Source organism: Pseudoalteromonas sp. NEC-BIFX-2020_002, from assembly GCF_013002825.1.
GTDB lineage: Bacteria > Pseudomonadota > Gammaproteobacteria > Enterobacterales > Alteromonadaceae > Pseudoalteromonas > Pseudoalteromonas neustonica.
Genome location: NZ_JABEPJ010000014.1, coordinates 89,587 through 109,013, shown reverse-complemented (window position 1 = coordinate 109,013; position 19,427 = coordinate 89,587). Strand labels below are relative to the sequence as shown.

The 19,427-nt window shown below is 45.4% G+C and carries 1 protein-coding gene; it reads left to right on the top strand.

The window, feature by feature from the left end; genetic code table 11:
- Window positions 1-2 precede the first annotated feature (2 nt).
- Window positions 3-19,304, top strand: a complete 19,302-nt coding sequence (locus tag HJP15_RS15685) for a tandem-95 repeat protein (RefSeq protein WP_170174103.1) — start codon at window positions 3-5, stop codon at window positions 19,302-19,304.
- Window positions 19,305-19,427: the final 123 nt, after the last annotated feature.

Here is a 19,427-nt window from a genome sequence, read left to right as displayed (position 1 = left end):
TCATGGAACGTTTAAGCTTAAATAAAACTTTTTTAGGGGTTGCGATTTCTGCAGTAATAGCTAGCGGGGCTTACGCAGAAACAGTAAATGAAGCTGTAGATTTAAAACAATTTTCAAAAAAGTTAGCGCGAGAAACTGAAGATGAAATAGTTGGTATAGAGTCAAAAAGCCCATTTTCGACATTTAGTCGAGGGCAAAAAGCCCAATCACACTTAGTAAACCCAGATATAAATAATACATTAAGCTTTTTAAAAGAGCAGGGATTACTTGAAACGAATGAACAAAAAGTAAGTATTGTTAAGGGCGATAATACACAAGTAAAAAGTGATTTACTAATAAGAAAGGTGTTTGCAAGTGCAAACTGCACCCTACCAGGCGGGGCGTGCACCACTGTAAGCTCTTCTAGCTGTACTTTGAGAGGTGGTAGTGTTGGCGCTTGTGGGTCATCGCCAGAAATAGATGTTGAAGAAAGTGGATCGACAACTGTAAGCGAAGACTTTGGCAGTGTTGCAGCGGATGGTGTAGCAACTACAACAAAAACCTTTACGGTAAAAAATGAAGGCACTGGTAATTTAACGACTACGGCTGTTTCTATAACAAGTGGAAGTAGCGACTTTTCAATTACAGGCGGTACATGTGCTACGAATGGTCAAACATTAAGCTCAGGTATGCAATGTACGATACTTGTAACTGTACAAACGACAACAGTTGGTGGGATATCAGGTAATTTAAGAATTAGCAACACTGATGCAAATGAGAGTATGTATAATGTGTCTTTGAGTGCCGCAGGTACTTCTACAAATTCAGCCCCAGCTGTTGATTTAAATGGTGGGATTCCAGGTACAGGGAGTTTTTCGGCGTTTACTGAAGGCAGCCCTGCTACCGTGATTGCACCCGATGCTGAAGCCGGTGATAGTGATGGCGACTCAATAACAACAATAACCGTTGCATTAACAAATGATCAAGACGGGGTGTTTGAAGGTCTTAATGTATCTGCCAGTGCGCAAAATGCACTTGGGGGTGTAAGTGGTGCATCAGATATTAGTTTACAAGACACAATTTCTATTACAGGTGCAACTGCAACAACGGCTGAAGTTACCACTTTCCTTAAAGCAATCACGTATAACAATACCAGTTCGTCGCCCAACACAACTTCGCGGACAGTGTCAGTTGTTATCAATGATGGCACTGAAAACAGTACTAGCCGTACCGCGACAATTTCAGTGGCTAATCTTACAGCAGCTAGCTCTACAGCAGCGGGTTTTAGCACCTTAGATGGTACAAATTTAAATCCGGCAATAACGTTTAGTAGTGACTCCGAAACATTAACGATAAGCAATCCATCACATATTACAGGTTCAGTGGCTGATGGTGGTACTGGTACAGATACCATTCACGTTCCGACTGGATCCGATTTAACGGCTTTTACTACATTAACAGGCTTTGAAACATTAACAATGCCTAGCAGCGCCACTTTAACGCTAAGTGAAGCGCAGCATGAGCAATTTACGACTATTTCGGGGAGCGGTGCTCCCATATTTACAATTGCAGCAGGCAGTGGGGGCGATGCAAATTTAACGGCCAATAGTACTATTGCAACATACGTTTTGAATACACCAATTGCATTAACGCTTGTAGATAGAGATCAGTCTGTTACAGGCAGTAATTTAGCTGATTCAGTCGATATTTCCAACTTTTCGTACCGAGGAACTCTCGATGGTGGGGATGGCACAGATACACTTACGCTAGCTGATGGCGCGAGTTTAGCGGCGGCAACGATTTCAAACTTTGAAACGCTTAATTTGAGCGGCGGCGTATCTGTCACGATGAAAGAAGCGCAGCATGATGCGTTTTCTACAATTTCAGGCGCAGGTACAGATCAAATTACTATTTCTGCGACAACGGATGGGTTAGTTGCTGCGAGTGATATTGAAACGTATGTGTTGAGCACTGCAAATACAATTACGCTATCAAATGGCTCCCAAAATATAACCGGTAGCGCGGGCGCAGATACGGTAAATATTGCCGGTTTAACGGTTTCGGGTACACTCAATGCAAATGGTGGCAGCGACACCTTAAGCATGACAACAGGTGCTGATATAACAGGCGCTACAGTATCTAATTTTGCAAACCTGACCTTAGCATCCAACTCATCGGTTAATTTTTTAGCATCACAAGTCGGCTTATTTACAGGCACAGTAACAGCGCCTGGATCTGAAACTATTACTGTATCGGGTGATGGTAATTTAACGACGCTTAGCAATATTGAAACATTTTCAATTGGTGATGACAGCACAAATACGCGAACGATTTCAATTGGTTCTGCTTCTCAAAATATAACCGCGAATTCAGAAACAGATGCCGTCACTTTTGTTGCGGGTAGTTTAACATTAACCGGAGCACTAACAGGTAAGGGTACAGTCAACGATACATTGTCCCTTTCAACGGGTGCTAATATCACGGCAGCTACGATTAGCGATATTGAAAATTTAACGTTGGCCAGTGGCGCAACAGTGTCTATGACGCGCTCGCAACAAGCTGCTTTTACAGGCACTATATCCGCTCTCGGTACGCAAACTGTGAATATTACTGGGGATGGAGATTTCTCTACACTCTTTGATGTTGAAACATATAATGTGGGGGATGACTCTTCAAATAGCCGCACTATAACAGTGAGTTCAGCAACTCAAAATATAAGTGATAATTCTAGTAATACCTCGGTCACGTTTGCAATTGGTGCTGCTGGTTTTAGTGGTACTTTATTCGGCGAACCGACAGTAGCCGATAGTGTAAGTGCAATCGATGGTGCGGATGTAACAGCAGGTTCATTTTTTAATATTGGTACATTGAGCTTATCGTCTGCGGCAACGGTATCTATTGATGCGAATAATATAAGTGATTTTGGCACTGCTATCACAGGCTCTGCTGGTATTGATACGTTGAAATTAATGGACGGTGGTACGTTTAATTTTACGAACACAACGGTCTCAGATATTGAGGCGTTGTCGTTAGGTACAAATAGTAACACCACAATTACGTTGTCTGATAACTTTGATACTAATGGCGCCACTGTGTCATTCTCAAATGCCAGCGGTAGTGCTATCTCGGCATCAGTGAGCTTAGATGCAAGTGCATTTAGTTCGGATATTTTATCTATCACATCATCAAACTTTAATGGTGACGATACATTTAAAGGCGGCTCTGGCGCTGATACTTTGCGCCCAGGAAGTGGAACCGATACCTTAACAGGTAATGCTGGCAACGATAATTTTGTTGGCAGTAGTTCACAGCTCAATGGCGATACGATTACAGACTTAGCGGTTGGAGACACAATTACCGTAACGGGTGTAACGGGTCTTTCAACCGCAAACGTGCAATTTAATGGTACTAGTACATTAGAAGTTGATACGAATGCCACTGATTTTAATATTTCAGAATTAACGCTATCACTGACTAATGCACCAGGCAATGATCTTGCATTTACTGTTGCTGATAGCGGATCAGATACCGTTATTACCTTTATTTCAGCAAATTCAGCGCCTGTATTTAGTGCTCTCAATGGAGGGGCGACATTTATAGAAAATGGGACAGCTGTTGTTCTGGATAGTGACGTAACTATTGCCGACACTGAGCTTGATGCGCTCAATGGCAGTGTTGGAAATTACAATAATGCAAGTTTAACGATTAATCGAAGCGGTGGCGCAAGCAGTAAAGATGTATTTGGTAATTCGGGCCTTTTAGGAGTACTTACCGAAGGTGAGTTATTCACTTATAACGGTAATAGCGTCGGGACTGTTACAACCAACTCCGCAGGAACGTTGGTTTTAACATTTAATAGTAATGCTAGTTCTGCGGTGGTTGATGCTGTATTACAAACCTTGACGTATGCTAATAACTCAGATGATCCGTCAAGCTCAGTTTCATTAAATTATACATTCTCCGATGGAATACTAAACAGTACCGGAACTAATCAGGCTACAGTGACAATTACGCAGCTAGATGATGCGCCTACTGATATTTCATTATCTGCAACAACTATTAATCAATCTGTCACAGCTTCAGGAGCTGATGTTGCAACAATCAGTTCAACTGATCTTGATGATACCAGTCATACATATACGTTGGTGGCACCAAATACCTCGACAAGTGGTAGTTGCTCGTCTAATACAGGCAATAGTAGCTTTCAAATAAATGGCAGTATTTTAGAGACTCAGTCCGCAATTTCAGGTGGTACGTACATAGTTTGCGTACAATCGGATGATAGTACATCGACCTTCCAAGAATCATTTTCTATTACTGTTACTGATGATGTAGCACCAAATGCACCTACTTCACTGGATTTAATTGCAAGCTCAGATTCAGGGTCTTTAAATACTGATAATTATACGAATGACACTACACCAACGTTATCAGGCCTAGCAGAGGTGGGGGCAAGTATTACCTTGCTTAGTGATCAAACGGGTAATGCGGTAATTGGTACTGGCACTGCAACCGATGGAACATGGGAAATCACAACGAGTGAACTGACAGCAAATGTTGTACACACGATTACAGCAAAAGCGACTGACGCACTTAGCAATGTATCCGTTGCGTCAACGGGTATTGCTATTACACTCGACACTGTTGTGCCAAGCACGCCAAGTATACCTGACTTAGATACTGCCAGTGATACAGGAACTTCAAATACAGATAATATAACAACAGATACCACACCGACTTTAAATGGTACTGCGACAGTGGGAGATGTTATTACACTGACTTCAAATGTCGACGGTGTTTTAGGTACTGTTACAGTCCCCGCTGGTGGTATTTGGAGTTTCACACCTTCATCGGCTATATCAGCAGGTTCACACACAATAACGGCTTATGCATCAGATCTGGCAGGAAATAATAGTACATTATCAGCATTGCTTAGCATCACGATTGATGCTGGTGCGAGTACGCCAACAATTACGACACCAATAGAAGGTGATGGTAAAGTAAACGCCAGTGAAGACAATGATGTTGTTATATCTGGCAGTGGAGCTGAGGCCGGCGCGTCGGTAAGAGTTTCGGTTGATGGTGTGATAGGAACTGTTACTGCTGATGGCAGCGGTAACTGGACACTTGCTGGTGGCAATGAACTTGATATTAGTTCATTGAATAATGGCACATTATCAATCAATGTGACGCAAACAGATACCGCGGGCAATACATCTTCAGCCGCAACATCATCAATTATTTTAGATAATCAAATACCAAGTGCTGTTGCGATTACAACGCCAATTGAAATTGATAATAAAGTTAATGCAGCAGAAGATAATGATGTACTGGTGCAAGGCTCTGGTGCAGAGTCAAGTGCAACCGTTACTGTAAATATTGGCGGGATCACTAAAACTGCTACCGCCGATGCAAGTGGTAACTGGAGTCTTGCAGGTAATGAACTAGATATAAGTTCGTTAAATAATGGTAGTTTGAGTGTTTCAGCAACTCAATCGGATAGTGCGGGTAATACGTCAACGGCGGCAACCACATCAATCACACTTGATAATGAAACACCAAATACATTGACAATTACTACTCCGATCTCAACAGATGGTAAGGTCAGTGCTGCAGAAGATGATGCCTTGCTGATCACTGGCGCTGGCGCTGAATCTGGTGCAACAGTCACTGTCAATGTGGGTGGAGTTAGTACGACAACCACGGCCGATTCAAGTGGTAATTGGAGCTTGTCAGGCAACGAATTGGATATTAGTGCGCTGAATAATGGCACGCTTACAGTATCAGCAACGCAAGTAGATAGCGCAGGGAATACCTCAACGGCAGCAACCACGACCATCAGCTTAGATAACCAAGCGCCGAATGCACTGACGATCACCACGCCAATTGAAGGCGACGGTAAAGTGAATGCCAGTGAAGATAACGATGTACTCGTGCAAGGTAGTGGCGCAGAATCAGGCGCAACCGTGACGGTTAATGTGGGTGGGGTTAGTACGACAACCACGGCCGACTCAAGCGGTAATTGGAGCTTGTCAGGCAACGAACTAGATATTAGCGCGCTGAATAATGGCACGCTCACAGTATCGGCAACGCAAGCCGACAGCGCGGGGAATACCTCAACGGCGGCAACCACATCAATCACACTTGATAACCAAGCGCCGAATGCACTGACGATCACCACGCCAATAGAAGGCGATGGCAAAGTCAATGCCAGCGAGGATAACGATGTACTCGTGCAAGGTGGCGGCGCAGAATCAGGCGCAACAGTCACAGTCAGCATTGACGGCGTGACGACAACTACCACTGCCGATTCAAGCGGTAATTGGACATTATCAGGTAACGAATTGGATATTAGTGCGCTGAATAATGGCACGCTTACGGTATCAGCAACACAAGTAGATAGCGCAGGGAATAGCTCAACAGCGGCGAGCACATCAATCACACTTGATAACCAAGCGCCGAATGCACTGACGATCACCACGCCAATTGAAGGCGACGGTAAAGTCAATGCCAACGAAGATAACGATGTACTCGTGCAAGGTGGCGGCGCAGAATCAGGCGCAACCGTGACGGTTAGCGTGGGTGGGGTTAGTACGACAACCACGGCCGACTCAAGCGGTAACTGGAGCTTGTCAGGCAACGAATTGGATATTAGCGCGCTGAATAATGGCACGCTTACGGTGTCGGCAACGCAAGTAGATGGTGTGGGGAATACCTCAACGGCGGCAACCACATCAATCACACTTGATAACCAAGCGCCGAATGCACTGACGATCACCACGCCAATTGAAGGCGATGGTAAAGTCAATGCCAGCGAGGATAACGATATACTCGTGCAAGGTGGCGGCGCAGAATCGGGCGCCACCGTGACGGTTAACATTGGTGGTGTAACTAAAACCACCACAGCTGACACGAGCGGTAATTGGACATTATCAGGCAACGAATTGGATATTAGCGCGCTGAATAATGGCACGCTTACGGTATCAGCAACACAAGTAGATAGCGCAGGGAATACCTCAACGGCGGCAACCACATCAATCACACTTGATAACCAAGCGCCGAATGCACTGACGATCACCACGCCAATTGAAGGCGATGGCAAAGTGAATGCCAGCGAAGATAACGATGTACTCGTGCAAGGTGGCGGCGCAGAATCAGGCGCCACCGTGACGGTTAACGTGGGTGGGGTTAGTACGACAACCACGGCCGATTCAAGCGGTAATTGGAGCTTATCAGGCAACGAATTGGATATTAGCGCGCTGAATAATGGCACGCTTACGGTATCAGCAACACAAGCTGACAGCGCGGGGAATACCTCAACGGCGGCAACCACATCAATCACACTTGATAACCAAGCGCCGAATGCACTGACGATCACCACGCCAATTGAAGGCGACGGCAAAGTGAATGCCAGCGAGGATAACGATGTACTCGTGCAAGGTGGCGGCGCAGAATCAGGCGCCACCGTGACGGTTAACGTGGGTGGGGTTAGTACGACAACCACGGCCGATTCAAGCGGTAATTGGAGCTTGTCAGGCAACGAATTGGATATTAGCGCGTTGAATAATGGCACGCTTACGGTGTCGGCAACACAAGCCGACACCGCAGGGAATACCTCAACGGCGGCAACCACATCAATCACACTCGATAACCAAGCGCCGAATGCACTGACGATCACCACGCCAATTGAAGGCGATGGCAAAGTCAATGCCAGCGAAGATAGCGATGTACTCGTGCAAGGTGGTGGCGCAGAATCAGGCGCCACCGTGACGGTTAACATTGGTGGTGTAATTAAAACCACCACAGCTGACACGAGCGGTAATTGGAGCTTGTCAGGCAACGAGTTGGATATTAGCGCGCTGAATAATGGCACGCTTACGGTATCAGCAATACAAGCCGACAGCGCGGGGAATACCTCAACGGCGGCGAGCACATCAATCACACTTGATAACCAAGCGCCGAATGCACTGACGATCACCACGCCAATAGAAGGCGACGGTAAAGTCAATGCCAGCGAGGATAACGATGTACTCGTGCAAGGTGGCAGCGCAGAATCAGGCGCAACCGTGACGGTTAGCGTGGGTGGGGTTAGTACGACAACCACGGCCGACTCAAGCGGTAACTGGAGCTTGTCAGGCAACGAATTGGATATTAGCGCGCTGAATAATGGCACGCTTACGGTGTCGGCAACGCAAGTAGATGGTGTGGGGAATACCTCAACGGCGGCAACCACATCAATCACACTTGATAACCAAGCGCCGAATGCACTGACGATCACCACGCCAATTGAAGGCGATGGTAAAGTCAATGCCAGCGAGGATAACGATGTACTCGTGCAAGGTAGCGGCGCAGAATCAGGCGCAACAATTACAGTCAGTATTGACGGCGTGACGACAACCACCACCGCCGATTCAAGCGGTAATTGGACATTATCAGGCAACGAATTGGATATTAGCGCGCTGAATAATGGCACGCTCACGGTATCGGCAACACAAGCCGACACCGCAGGGAATACCTCAACGGCGGCAACCACATCAATCACACTCGATAACCAAGCGCCGAATGCACTGACGATCACCACGCCAATTGAAGGCGATGGCAAAGTGAATGCCAGCGAAGATAACGATGTACTCGTGCAAGGTGGCGGCGCAGAATCGGGCGCAACAATTACAGTCAGTATTGACGGTGTGACTAAAACCACCACAGCTGACACGAGCGGTAATTGGAGCTTGTCAGGTAACGAACTAGATATTAGCGCGCTGAATAATGGCACGCTTACGGTGTCAGCAACACAAGCTGACAGCGCGGGGAATACTTCAACGGCGGCAACCACATCAATCACACTTGATAACCAAGCGCCGAATGCACTGACGATCACCACGCCAATTGAAGGCGACGGTAAAGTCAATGCCAGCGAAGATAACGATGTACTCGTGCAAGGTGGCGGCGCAGAATCGGGCGCCACCGTGACGGTTAACATTGGTGGTGTAACTAAAACCACCACAGCTGACACGAGCGGTAATTGGACATTATCAGGCAACGAATTGGATATTAGCGCGCTGAATAATGGCACGCTTACGGTATCAGCAACACAAGCTGACAGCGCGGGGAATACCTCAACGGCGGCAACCACATCAATCACACTCGATAACCAAGCGCCGAATGCACTGACGATCACCACGCCAATTGAAGGCGACGGCAAAGTCAATGCCAGCGAGGATAACGATGTACTCGTGCAAGGTGGCGGCGCAGAATCAGGCGCCACCGTGACGGTTAACGTGGGTGGGGTTAGTACGACAACCACGGCCGATTCAAGCGGTAATTGGAGCTTGTCAGGCAACGAATTGGATATTAGCGCGTTGAATAATGGCACGCTTACGGTGTCGGCAATACAAGCCGACAGCGCAGGGAATACCTCAACGGCGGCAACCACATCAATCACACTCGATAACCAAGCGCCGAATGCACTGACGATCACCACGCCAATTGAAGGCGATGGCAAAGTGAATGCCAGCGAGGATAACGATGTACTCGTGCAAGGTGGCGGCGCAGAATCGGGCGCAACAATTACAGTCAGTATTGACGGTGTGACTAAAACCACCACAGCTGACACTAGCGGTAATTGGAGCTTGTCAGGCAACGAATTGGATATTAGCGCGCTGAATAATGGCACGCTTACGGTATCAGCAACACAAGCTGACAGCGCGGGGAATACCTCAACGGCGGCAACTACGACGATTGTTTTAGATAATCAAACACCGAGTACACTCGTCATTAATACACCTATAGAGGGTGACGGCATTGTTAATAAAGATGAAGATAACGATGTTGAGATCACAGGTTCGGGGGCTGAGTCAGGTGCGACTGTATCCGTGGATATCGCAGGAGTAAGCCAAAATGTTGTTGCGAATGCCAGCGGTAATTGGACATTATCAGGTAGTGAATTGGATATTAGTTCACTAAATAATGGCACGCTAACGGTTAGCGCAACTCAGACGGATAGTGCGGGTAACCTGTCTGATTTAGCAACAAAAGTAATTACGCTTGATAATGTTGACCCTACAGGGCACAGTGCAGCAATTACGCAAACTGAAATTAATCGAAGCAATGAAGCAGCGTTAAGCTTTACTTTGAGTTCTCTAGAGGGAAGTGGCTCATTTACATACCAAATAACAGATGGTTCAAATATAGTATCTAGCAGTGCTGCTACCACCATAAGTGCGGTAACGGCAGAAATCACTGACGTGGATGTAACCAATTTAAATGAGGGGACATTAACATTATCAGTGGCTGTATCGGATTCAGCTGGAAATGAAGCAGATGACGTAACGACTTCGGTTATCAAGCGTTACAATATCAAACCTGTGTTATCTGGTTCGCCAATAACGTCTATAGATGAAGATGCTGAATATAGCTTTACGCCAACACTCACAGATCCTGATACAGCTGACACACAAACCTTTAGCATAACAAATAAGCCTAGCTGGGCTACATTTGATACTGCGACAGGTTTACTTTCAGGCACACCTACCGATCAGGATGTTGGTACCACGACGAATGTGAGTATACAGGTATCAGATGGGACCGAGGACAGTGATCCACTGACATTTAATATTGAAGTAAAAAATACCAATGATGCGCCTATTGGTGAACACTTTGGGTTTAGCTTAGATGAAGGTGCGCTACTTACCAAAGTGGCTGCAGATGGTGTATTGAGTACGGCGACCGATGACGACACGGATAGTGATGATACATTAACAGCTGTAAAAGTAACCGACCCAACATCGGGGACATTAACATTTAATAGTGATGGTAGCTTTAGTTATCAACACGATGGCAGTGAAACCACAACTGACAGCTTTACTTATCAAGTAGTAGATACCGCAGGCGAAAAATCAGCAATCCAAACGGTGAGCTTTACAATTACATCGATAGAAGATGCGCCAGAGGTTGTTAATGATTCAGCTACTACAGATGAAGACACCCCGATTACCTTTAACGTGGTTGCTAACGACAGTGATGCTGAGAATAACATGGTTGTTTCTTCAGCGGCTGTTGTTGATGCAGCAACAAAGGGGCAGGTTAGTATTGCTAATGGCGTGGTAACCTATACACCATCGAGTAATGTATCAGGCACAGACACGTTTACTTATACAGTGAAAGACAGCACGGGGTTAACCTCTGAAAAAGCGACCGTAACAGTCGTTATTACCCCTGTAAATGATGCACCTGTAGCGAGTAACTTTAATGAAATGGTGGATGAAGATACACCAACAAGTGCATTAACAGTAAGAAGCACGGCCACTGATGTGGAAGATACGGTACCGACCGGTGATATTTCGCTTATCGCCCAACCAGTCAAAGGGTCTGTGAGTATTAACCAAAATGATGGCACTTTAATCTATACGCCTGCGGCTAATGAAAATGGCCAAGACACCTTCACGTACACCATTGCAGACAGTAATGGTTTAGTATCAAACACCGCAACAGTCACCGTTAACATAGGTGCAGTGAATGACCGTCCGGTTGTTGCGAATGATGCGGTGACTACCGATGAAGACACAGTAACAAGTGTGGCCATTTTAGCGAATGATTCAGACGTTGAAGACCAAGGATTTAACGGCGCGAATGTATTGTTAGAAGATAAAGGCGATGGCGTCGGTGAATACAGCTTTGCCAGTGTCAGCGTGAATTTAGATGGTAGTTTAGCCATCACGCCAAAAGCGGATATAAATGGCGTTCACAGCTTTACTTACACAGTGACAGACAGTGAAGGGCTGGCCTCACAAGCAGCCACAGTGACACTGACGATTAACGCCATTAATGACGCACCAGTCGCACTTGATAATACGGCGCAACTGCAAGAGGAAGGGCAGTTTGAGGTCAACGTACTGGGTAATGACAGTGACATAGATGAAGGCGACAGTCTGGATGCAAGCAGTGTAACAATTGTGAGTGATGCAGCGAACGGGCAAACGCAAGTGACCAGTGCAGGGGCGATTATTTATACAGCCAATGCTAACTTCTTTGGTGACGACAGCTTTACCTACACAGTAAAAGACAGCCAAGGTGCAGTTTCAAATGTTGCCACAGTGACGATGACAGTAACGTCAGTGAACGACAAACCCGTGGCCAGCGCACAAGCGCAAACACTGGATGAAGATGGTTCAATCTTGTTGACGTTAGTCGCGACAGATGTAGACCAAGATACACTGAGCTATCGCATTGTGGATGAGGTAACAAAAGGAAGCCTAATCCAACAAAGTAATGACAGCTGGCTTTACACCCCGACAGCGAACGCCAATGGCGCAGACAGCTTTACGTTTGTGGCCAATGATGGCGAGGTTGATTCGGATGAAGTCACCGTATCACTAACGATAACCCCGATTAACGACAAGCCAACGCTCGCAGGGCAAGCAGTCTCAACAGATGAAGACACGGCCTTAACCGTGACCTTATCGGGCGAAGACATTGAAGGGCAAAGCCTGAGTTATACCGTGGTGACGGATGCGGTCAATGGCAGCGTAAGCTTAACGGGCAATAGTTTGGTGTACACACCAAACAGTGACTTTAATGGCAGTGACTCAGTCAGCGTTGTCGCCAATGACGGCGAGCTTAATTCAGATGTAGCAAATATTGCAATCACAGTGACGAGCGTTAATGACGCACCGTTGATAAGTGGTACGCCTGCGACGTCAGTGAACGAAGACAGCGGCTATCAATTTATCCCTACAGCAAGTGATACAGACAACGACACCTTAACGTTTAGTATCAGTAACAAACCAAGTTGGTTAAGCTTTAACAGCGCAACGGGCGAATTAAGCGGCACCCCGCTGAATGAGCAAGTAGGCAGTTACAGCAATATAATTATCAGTGTGAGTGATGGCACGCAAACGCAAAGCTTAGCGCCATTTAGCATTACGGTAATCAATACCAATGATGCACCAAGTATCAGTGGGATACCCGCAACGCAAGTGAACGAGGATGAAGCGTATAGCTTTACACCAAGCGCACAAGACATGGACGGTGATACGCTGAGCTTTAGCATCACGAACAAGCCAAGTTGGGCAAACTTCGATGCAGCGACAGGTCAGCTTAGTGGCACTCCAACAAATAATGATGTAGGCACGCAAGCAGGCATTGTGATCAGCGTCAGTGATGGCAGTATAAGCACTGCGTTACCAGCCTTTAACTTGGAAGTTATTAATATCAATGACGCCCCAGTTCTATCGGGCACACCGAGTACAACCGTAGCAGAAGACAGTGCGTATTTATTCACGCCAACAATCAGTGATGTTGATAACAGTGTGTTTGTGTTCTCTATCAGTAATAAGCCAAGCTGGCTCAATTTTGATGTTAATACTGGCACGCTCAGCGGTACGCCAGCAGATGAACATGTCGGTATACAGCAAGGGGTCGTAATAAGTGCATCAGATGGAACTGCGAGCGTAAGCTTACCGGCCTTTGCAATTGAAGTGACAAACACCAACGATGCACCGGTAGGACAAAATGCAATATTCACATTGAATGAAGCACAAACGCTGACGGTGACAAGTGCCAATGGATTGTTAAATAACGCCACTGATGACGACACCGATAGTGGAGATAGTTTATCTTTGGTCATTGTAAGTGAGCCGCAATTTGGTGAACTCTCAGCGCAAGCGGACGGTAGCTTTAGTTATGCTCATAATGGTGGGGAGGATGTCAGCGACAGCTTTACTTATCAAATCAAAGATAGTTCAGGTGAGTTATCACCTTTATACACCGCAACCCTGACAATCAATGCAATAGCAGATGCACCAGTAGCACAAGATGATACCGCGCAGACCAATGAAGACACTGGTGTAACATTTAGTCTGACCAATAACGACACAGACGCCGAAGGCGATATGGTCGTTGCATCTGCTGGCGTGTTAGTGGCGCCTACAAAAGGTAATGTGACCATTGCCAATGGGGTTGCGACATATACACCTGCGCTAAACGAAACAGGCACTGATAGCTTTACGTATACAGTTAAAGACGCAGCAGGAAATACATCAAATACCGCAACAGTGACCATCGATATTACCCCTGTTAATGATGCACCGGTTGCGGCTACGATAGTAATTAGTACGCAAGAAGATACGGCATCTGACGCGACAGCACTCAAAGCACAAGCTACCGATGTTGAAGATACAATACCAACAGGCGCAATTACCGTGGTTCGCTCGCCAAGTAAAGGGCAAGTGGTTATTGATGAAACCGCAGGGACTTTTGTATACACACCAAATAGTAATGAAGTAGGCCAAGACACCTTCACGTACACCATTGCAGACAGTGATGGTTTAGTATCAAACACCGCAACAGTCACCGTTAACATAGGTGCAGTGAATGACCGTCCGGTTGTTGCGAATGATGCGGTGACTACCGATGAAGACACAGTAACAAGTGTGGCCATTTTAGCGAATGATTCAGACGTTGAAGACCAAGGATTTAACGGCGCGAATGTATTGTTAGAAGATAAAGGCGATGGCGTCGGTGAATACAGCTTTGCCAGTGTCAGCGTGAATTTAGATGGTAGTTTAGCCATCACGCCAAAAGCGGATATAAATGGCGTTCACAGCTTTACTTACACAGTGACAGACAGTGAAGGGCTGGCCTCACAAGCAGCCACAGTGACACTGACGATTAACGCCATTAATGACGCACCAGTCGCACTTGATAATACGGCGCAACTGCAAGAGGAAGGGCAGTTTGAGGTCAACGTACTGGGTAATGACAGTGACATAGATGAAGGCGACAGTCTGGATGCAAGCAGTGTAACAATTGTGAGTGATGCAGCGAACGGGCAAACGCAAGTGACCAGTGCAGGGGCGATTATTTATACAGCCAATGCTAACTTCTTTGGTGACGACAGCTTTACCTACACAGTAAAAGACAGCCAAGGTGCAGTTTCAAATGTTGCCACAGTGACGATGACAGTAACGTCAGTGAACGACAAACCCGTGGCCAGCGCACAAGCGCAAACACTGGATGAAGATGGTTCAATCTTGTTGACGTTAGTCGCGACAGATGTAGACCAAGATACACTGAGCTATCGCATTGTGGATGAGGTAACAAAAGGAAGCCTAATCCAACAAAGTAATGACAGCTGGCTTTACACCCCGACAGCGAACGCCAATGGCGCAGACAGCTTTACGTTTGTGGCCAATGATGGCGAGGTTGATTCGGATGAAGTCACCGTATCACTAACGATAACCCCGATTAACGACAAGCCAACGCTCGCAGGGCAAGCAGTCTCAACAGATGAAGACACGGCCTTAACCGTGACCTTATCGGGCGAAGACATTGAAGGGCAAAGCCTGAGTTATACCGTGGTGACGGATGCGGTCAATGGCAGCGTAAGCTTAACGGGCAATAGTTTGGTGTACACACCAAACAGTGACTTTAATGGCAGTGACTCAGTCAGCGTTGTCGCCAATGACGGCGAGCTTAATTCAGATGTAGCAAATATTGCAATCACAGTGACGAGCGTTAATGACGCACCGTTGATAAGTGGTACGCCTGCGACGTCAGTGAACGAAGACAGCGGCTATCAATTTATCCCTACAGCAAGTGATACAGACAACGACACCTTAACGTTTAGTATCAGTAACAAACCAAGTTGGTTAAGCTTTAACAGCGCAACGGGCGAATTAAGCGGCACCCCGCTGAATGAGCAAGTAGGCAGTTACAGCAATATAATTATCAGTGTGAGTGATGGCACGCAAACGCAAAGCTTAGCGCCATTTAGCATTACGGTAATCAATACCAATGATGCACCAAGTATCAGTGGGATACCCGCAACGCAAGTGAACGAGGATGAAGCGTATAGCTTTACACCAAGCGCACAAGACATGGACGGTGATACGCTGAGCTTTAGCATCACGAACAAGCCAAGTTGGGCAAACTTCGATGCAGCGACAGGTCAGCTTAGTGGCACTCCAACAAATAATGATGTAGGCACGCAAGCAGGCATTGTGATCAGCGTCAGTGATGCGCAGTTAAGTGCTAGCTTAGTATCGTTTTCAATTACGGTTAATGACACAAATGAAGCGCCAGTTGCGCAAAGTATTTCGCTGAGTTTACTTGAAGATAACGCAATTTCGTTTTCACCAACGATAACAGATGCTGATGGGGATGTATTAACATTAGTTATTATGTCACAGCCGCAGTTTGGTACATTAAGTCAGCAAGGAACGTCGTTTACTTACACGCCAAACCTGAACTACTTTGGTGCTGATGGCTTTACGTATTTAGCAAGTGATGGCGCAGAACAATCTGCAGTCGCTACAGCGAGCTTAAATGTAACCTCGGTGAATGACCTTCCTGTGGCAAATCCTGATGTATTCTCGTTTGATGAAAACGAGCAGAACATTTACACGCTTGATGTGCTGGCAAACGACACAGACGCTGATGAGCAGCAATTAAATATAATAGGAGCAAATGCAAGCGTAGGGTCTGTCACTATTGAAAATGGATTGGTTGTTTATAATGCGCAAGCAAGTACGCAGGGTACGATTCAAATTAATTATTTGATTGAAGACCCTGATAAAGCGCGTAGTAAATCAACGGCTAAGTTAACAATAAATCAACTGGACATAGGTTTGCCAACTATTGAAACACCGGCCGATGTTAATGTTAATGCGAAGGGGTTATTTACTAAAGTGAACTTAGGGGTTCCGCTTGCATCTGACAGTCAAGGTAATCGAATCGGGGTATCATTGGTAAGCCCAAATATACTCTTTGCTCCAGGTAGCCATTTAGTGTATTGGAAAGCAGTTGATGGTAATGGACTTGAGGCAATCGCGACACAAAATATTAATATTAATCCACTGATTTCTTTGAGCAAAGATAGTCAAGTTGCTGAAGATCAGACACACATGTTTAGTGTATTCTTAAATGGTGAATCACCTGTATATCCAGTAACTATACCGTATACAGTTTTAGGAACTGCTGATAGTTCAGATCACAATTTAACATCAGGTGAATTAATCATTGAAAGTGGTGTTCAAGGGCGAGTTAACTTCACTGTATTTGCTGACTCAGAGCTTGAAGGCAATGAAACAATTACAATTTCACTGACTGATACGCTGAACCTAGGCGCGAGATCAACAGCCACGATTACTATTGTTGAAGATAACGTAGCACCAACAATTACAACATCTGTTCATCAAGGTGGGCAAGGTAGATCGTTGGTGACTATCGGTGAGGAACTTGTCACCATTACAGGGCTTGTCGAGGATGTGAATCCAAACGATAACGTTAGCTTGAGTTGGCTATCTATTGATAATGAGCTTATCAATACCAGTACGAATGAGAGTGAATTTACTTTCTCAACACAGTCTCTTACTGCGGGTGTTTACAAAGTATCAGTAACGGCAGAAGATGATGGTGAACCTCGTTTATCAACAACCAAAGAAGTCTATGTTGAGGTTATTGAGGCTCTTGCAACATTAACAGAGCAAGACTCCGATGGAGATTTAATTCCAGATGATCAAGAAGGTTACAGCGATAGCGATAATGACGGTATCCCTGATTACCTTGATGCCATCAGTGAATGTAATGTTATGCAAGAGCAAGCCAAAGATAGTGATGAGTTCTTGGTTGAAGGTGAACCTGGCGTCTGTATCAGAAAAGGGATCACGGTCTCACAAAATGCAACCGGTGGTGTACAATTGCTCGATAGTGAATTGCCAGCAGATAATGATGCGGTAAATATTGGCGGGTTATTTGACTTTATCGCCTCAGGTTTACCTAATGCAGGCGATACTTACAGTATTGTGCTGCCACAAAGAAACCCAATTTCGCAAAACTCGGTTTATAGAAAGCTAAAAGAAGGCGAGTGGGTTGATTTTGTAACAACAGGCGAGAACCAAATACTCTCGGCGGCAGGCGAGCCAGGTTATTGTCCACCACCACGCAGTAATGAATGGACCACAGGGCTAATTGAAGGGTCATGGTGTGTACAACTACAAATTGTTGATGGCGGCCCAAATGATGATGATGGAAAAGCAAACCGCTCTATTGTTGACCCAGGTGGCGTAGCAGTTGTTCGCTCCACAAACCAATTACCGCAAGCTAATCCAGATGAGGTAACGATCGGTGCAGGTGAATCTATTACAATTGATGTATTAAAAAATGATACAGATTTGGATGGTGATTCACTGTCACTTACTGGTGTAACCGTTGATTTTGGCGAAGTGAGTATTGTTGAAAATCAGTTGCTTTATACTCCGCCTGCAGCGTTTGTTGGTGTTGCAACGATTGAGTACAGTATCAGTGATGGACAAGGTGGTACATCAAATAGCACCGCTAAAGTGAACCTTGTAACTAATAATGCACCAACTGCAGTGTTTGATACGGCATCAACAAACGATCAAGTATCAATAGAAATTGACGTACTTCGTAACGATACAGATATAGATGGCGATGAGTTATTTATTGTAAACGCAAAAGCCATGCAAGGAAGTACAGCAATTAATGTAAACGGTACATTGCAGTACACACCAAAAGTTGGCTTTGAAGGAGTGGATACAATTGATTACACTATTAAAGATAGTAAAGGAGCTAAATCAGCGGCGCAAGTTGAAGTCACTGTTAAAGCAGTTAAGTCAGTTGCCATTAGTAATAAATCATCAGGAGGCAGTATGGGAGGCTTAGGGTTATTATTGATTTCAGTGCTTGTTATTAGCCGTAGAAAGTCACTACTACCAGGTTTTGCAATTATTACCACAAGTTGTTTGTTGAGTACTAGTGCAATGGCTGATACATGGTCGATAGAGGGGACCTTAGGACAAGCTAAAGCAAAAAGTGCATTAGCTAAACCAGATAACGACGTAAATTTAATATCAGTGGATGATACAGATACAAGCTGGTCGCTGGGTGTTTATTATGATCTGACTAAAAATTGGCAGGTTGGTTTAAGATACATTGATTTAGGGCAAGGACGTGTTGAGCTAACGGCAGATACAACTAACCCAGACGGTGTTCATATCGACTACTCACGCTACGTACCAGTTCTTCCTAAAGGGATTGCTACTGAAATTGGCTATCGTTTTGAGCCAGTAGAGTCATTAAGTGCAACGTTATTTTTAGGTGCATACCGCCATCAGTATGAAATACAAAGCGGTATTACTGGAGGTGCGATGTTAGAGCATAAAGAACATGACACTAAGCCGTACGCAGGTGCTGCATTAGGTTATTCGGTATATAAAAATACCGAGCTACTACTTAAATACACCTATTATAAAGTGACAAAAAATGATGTTGGTGAGTTATCTGCAGGTGTAAAAGTACGCTTTTAAGATTGACTAAACTATAATCAGCGCCGCCATTAGGCGGCGTTTGATTGTTTAATTGCACAAAAACTATCGTTAAGTTGCTTTGTTTCTATTGAAGAATACCCAGTTCGTGGTATGTTTCTGTGG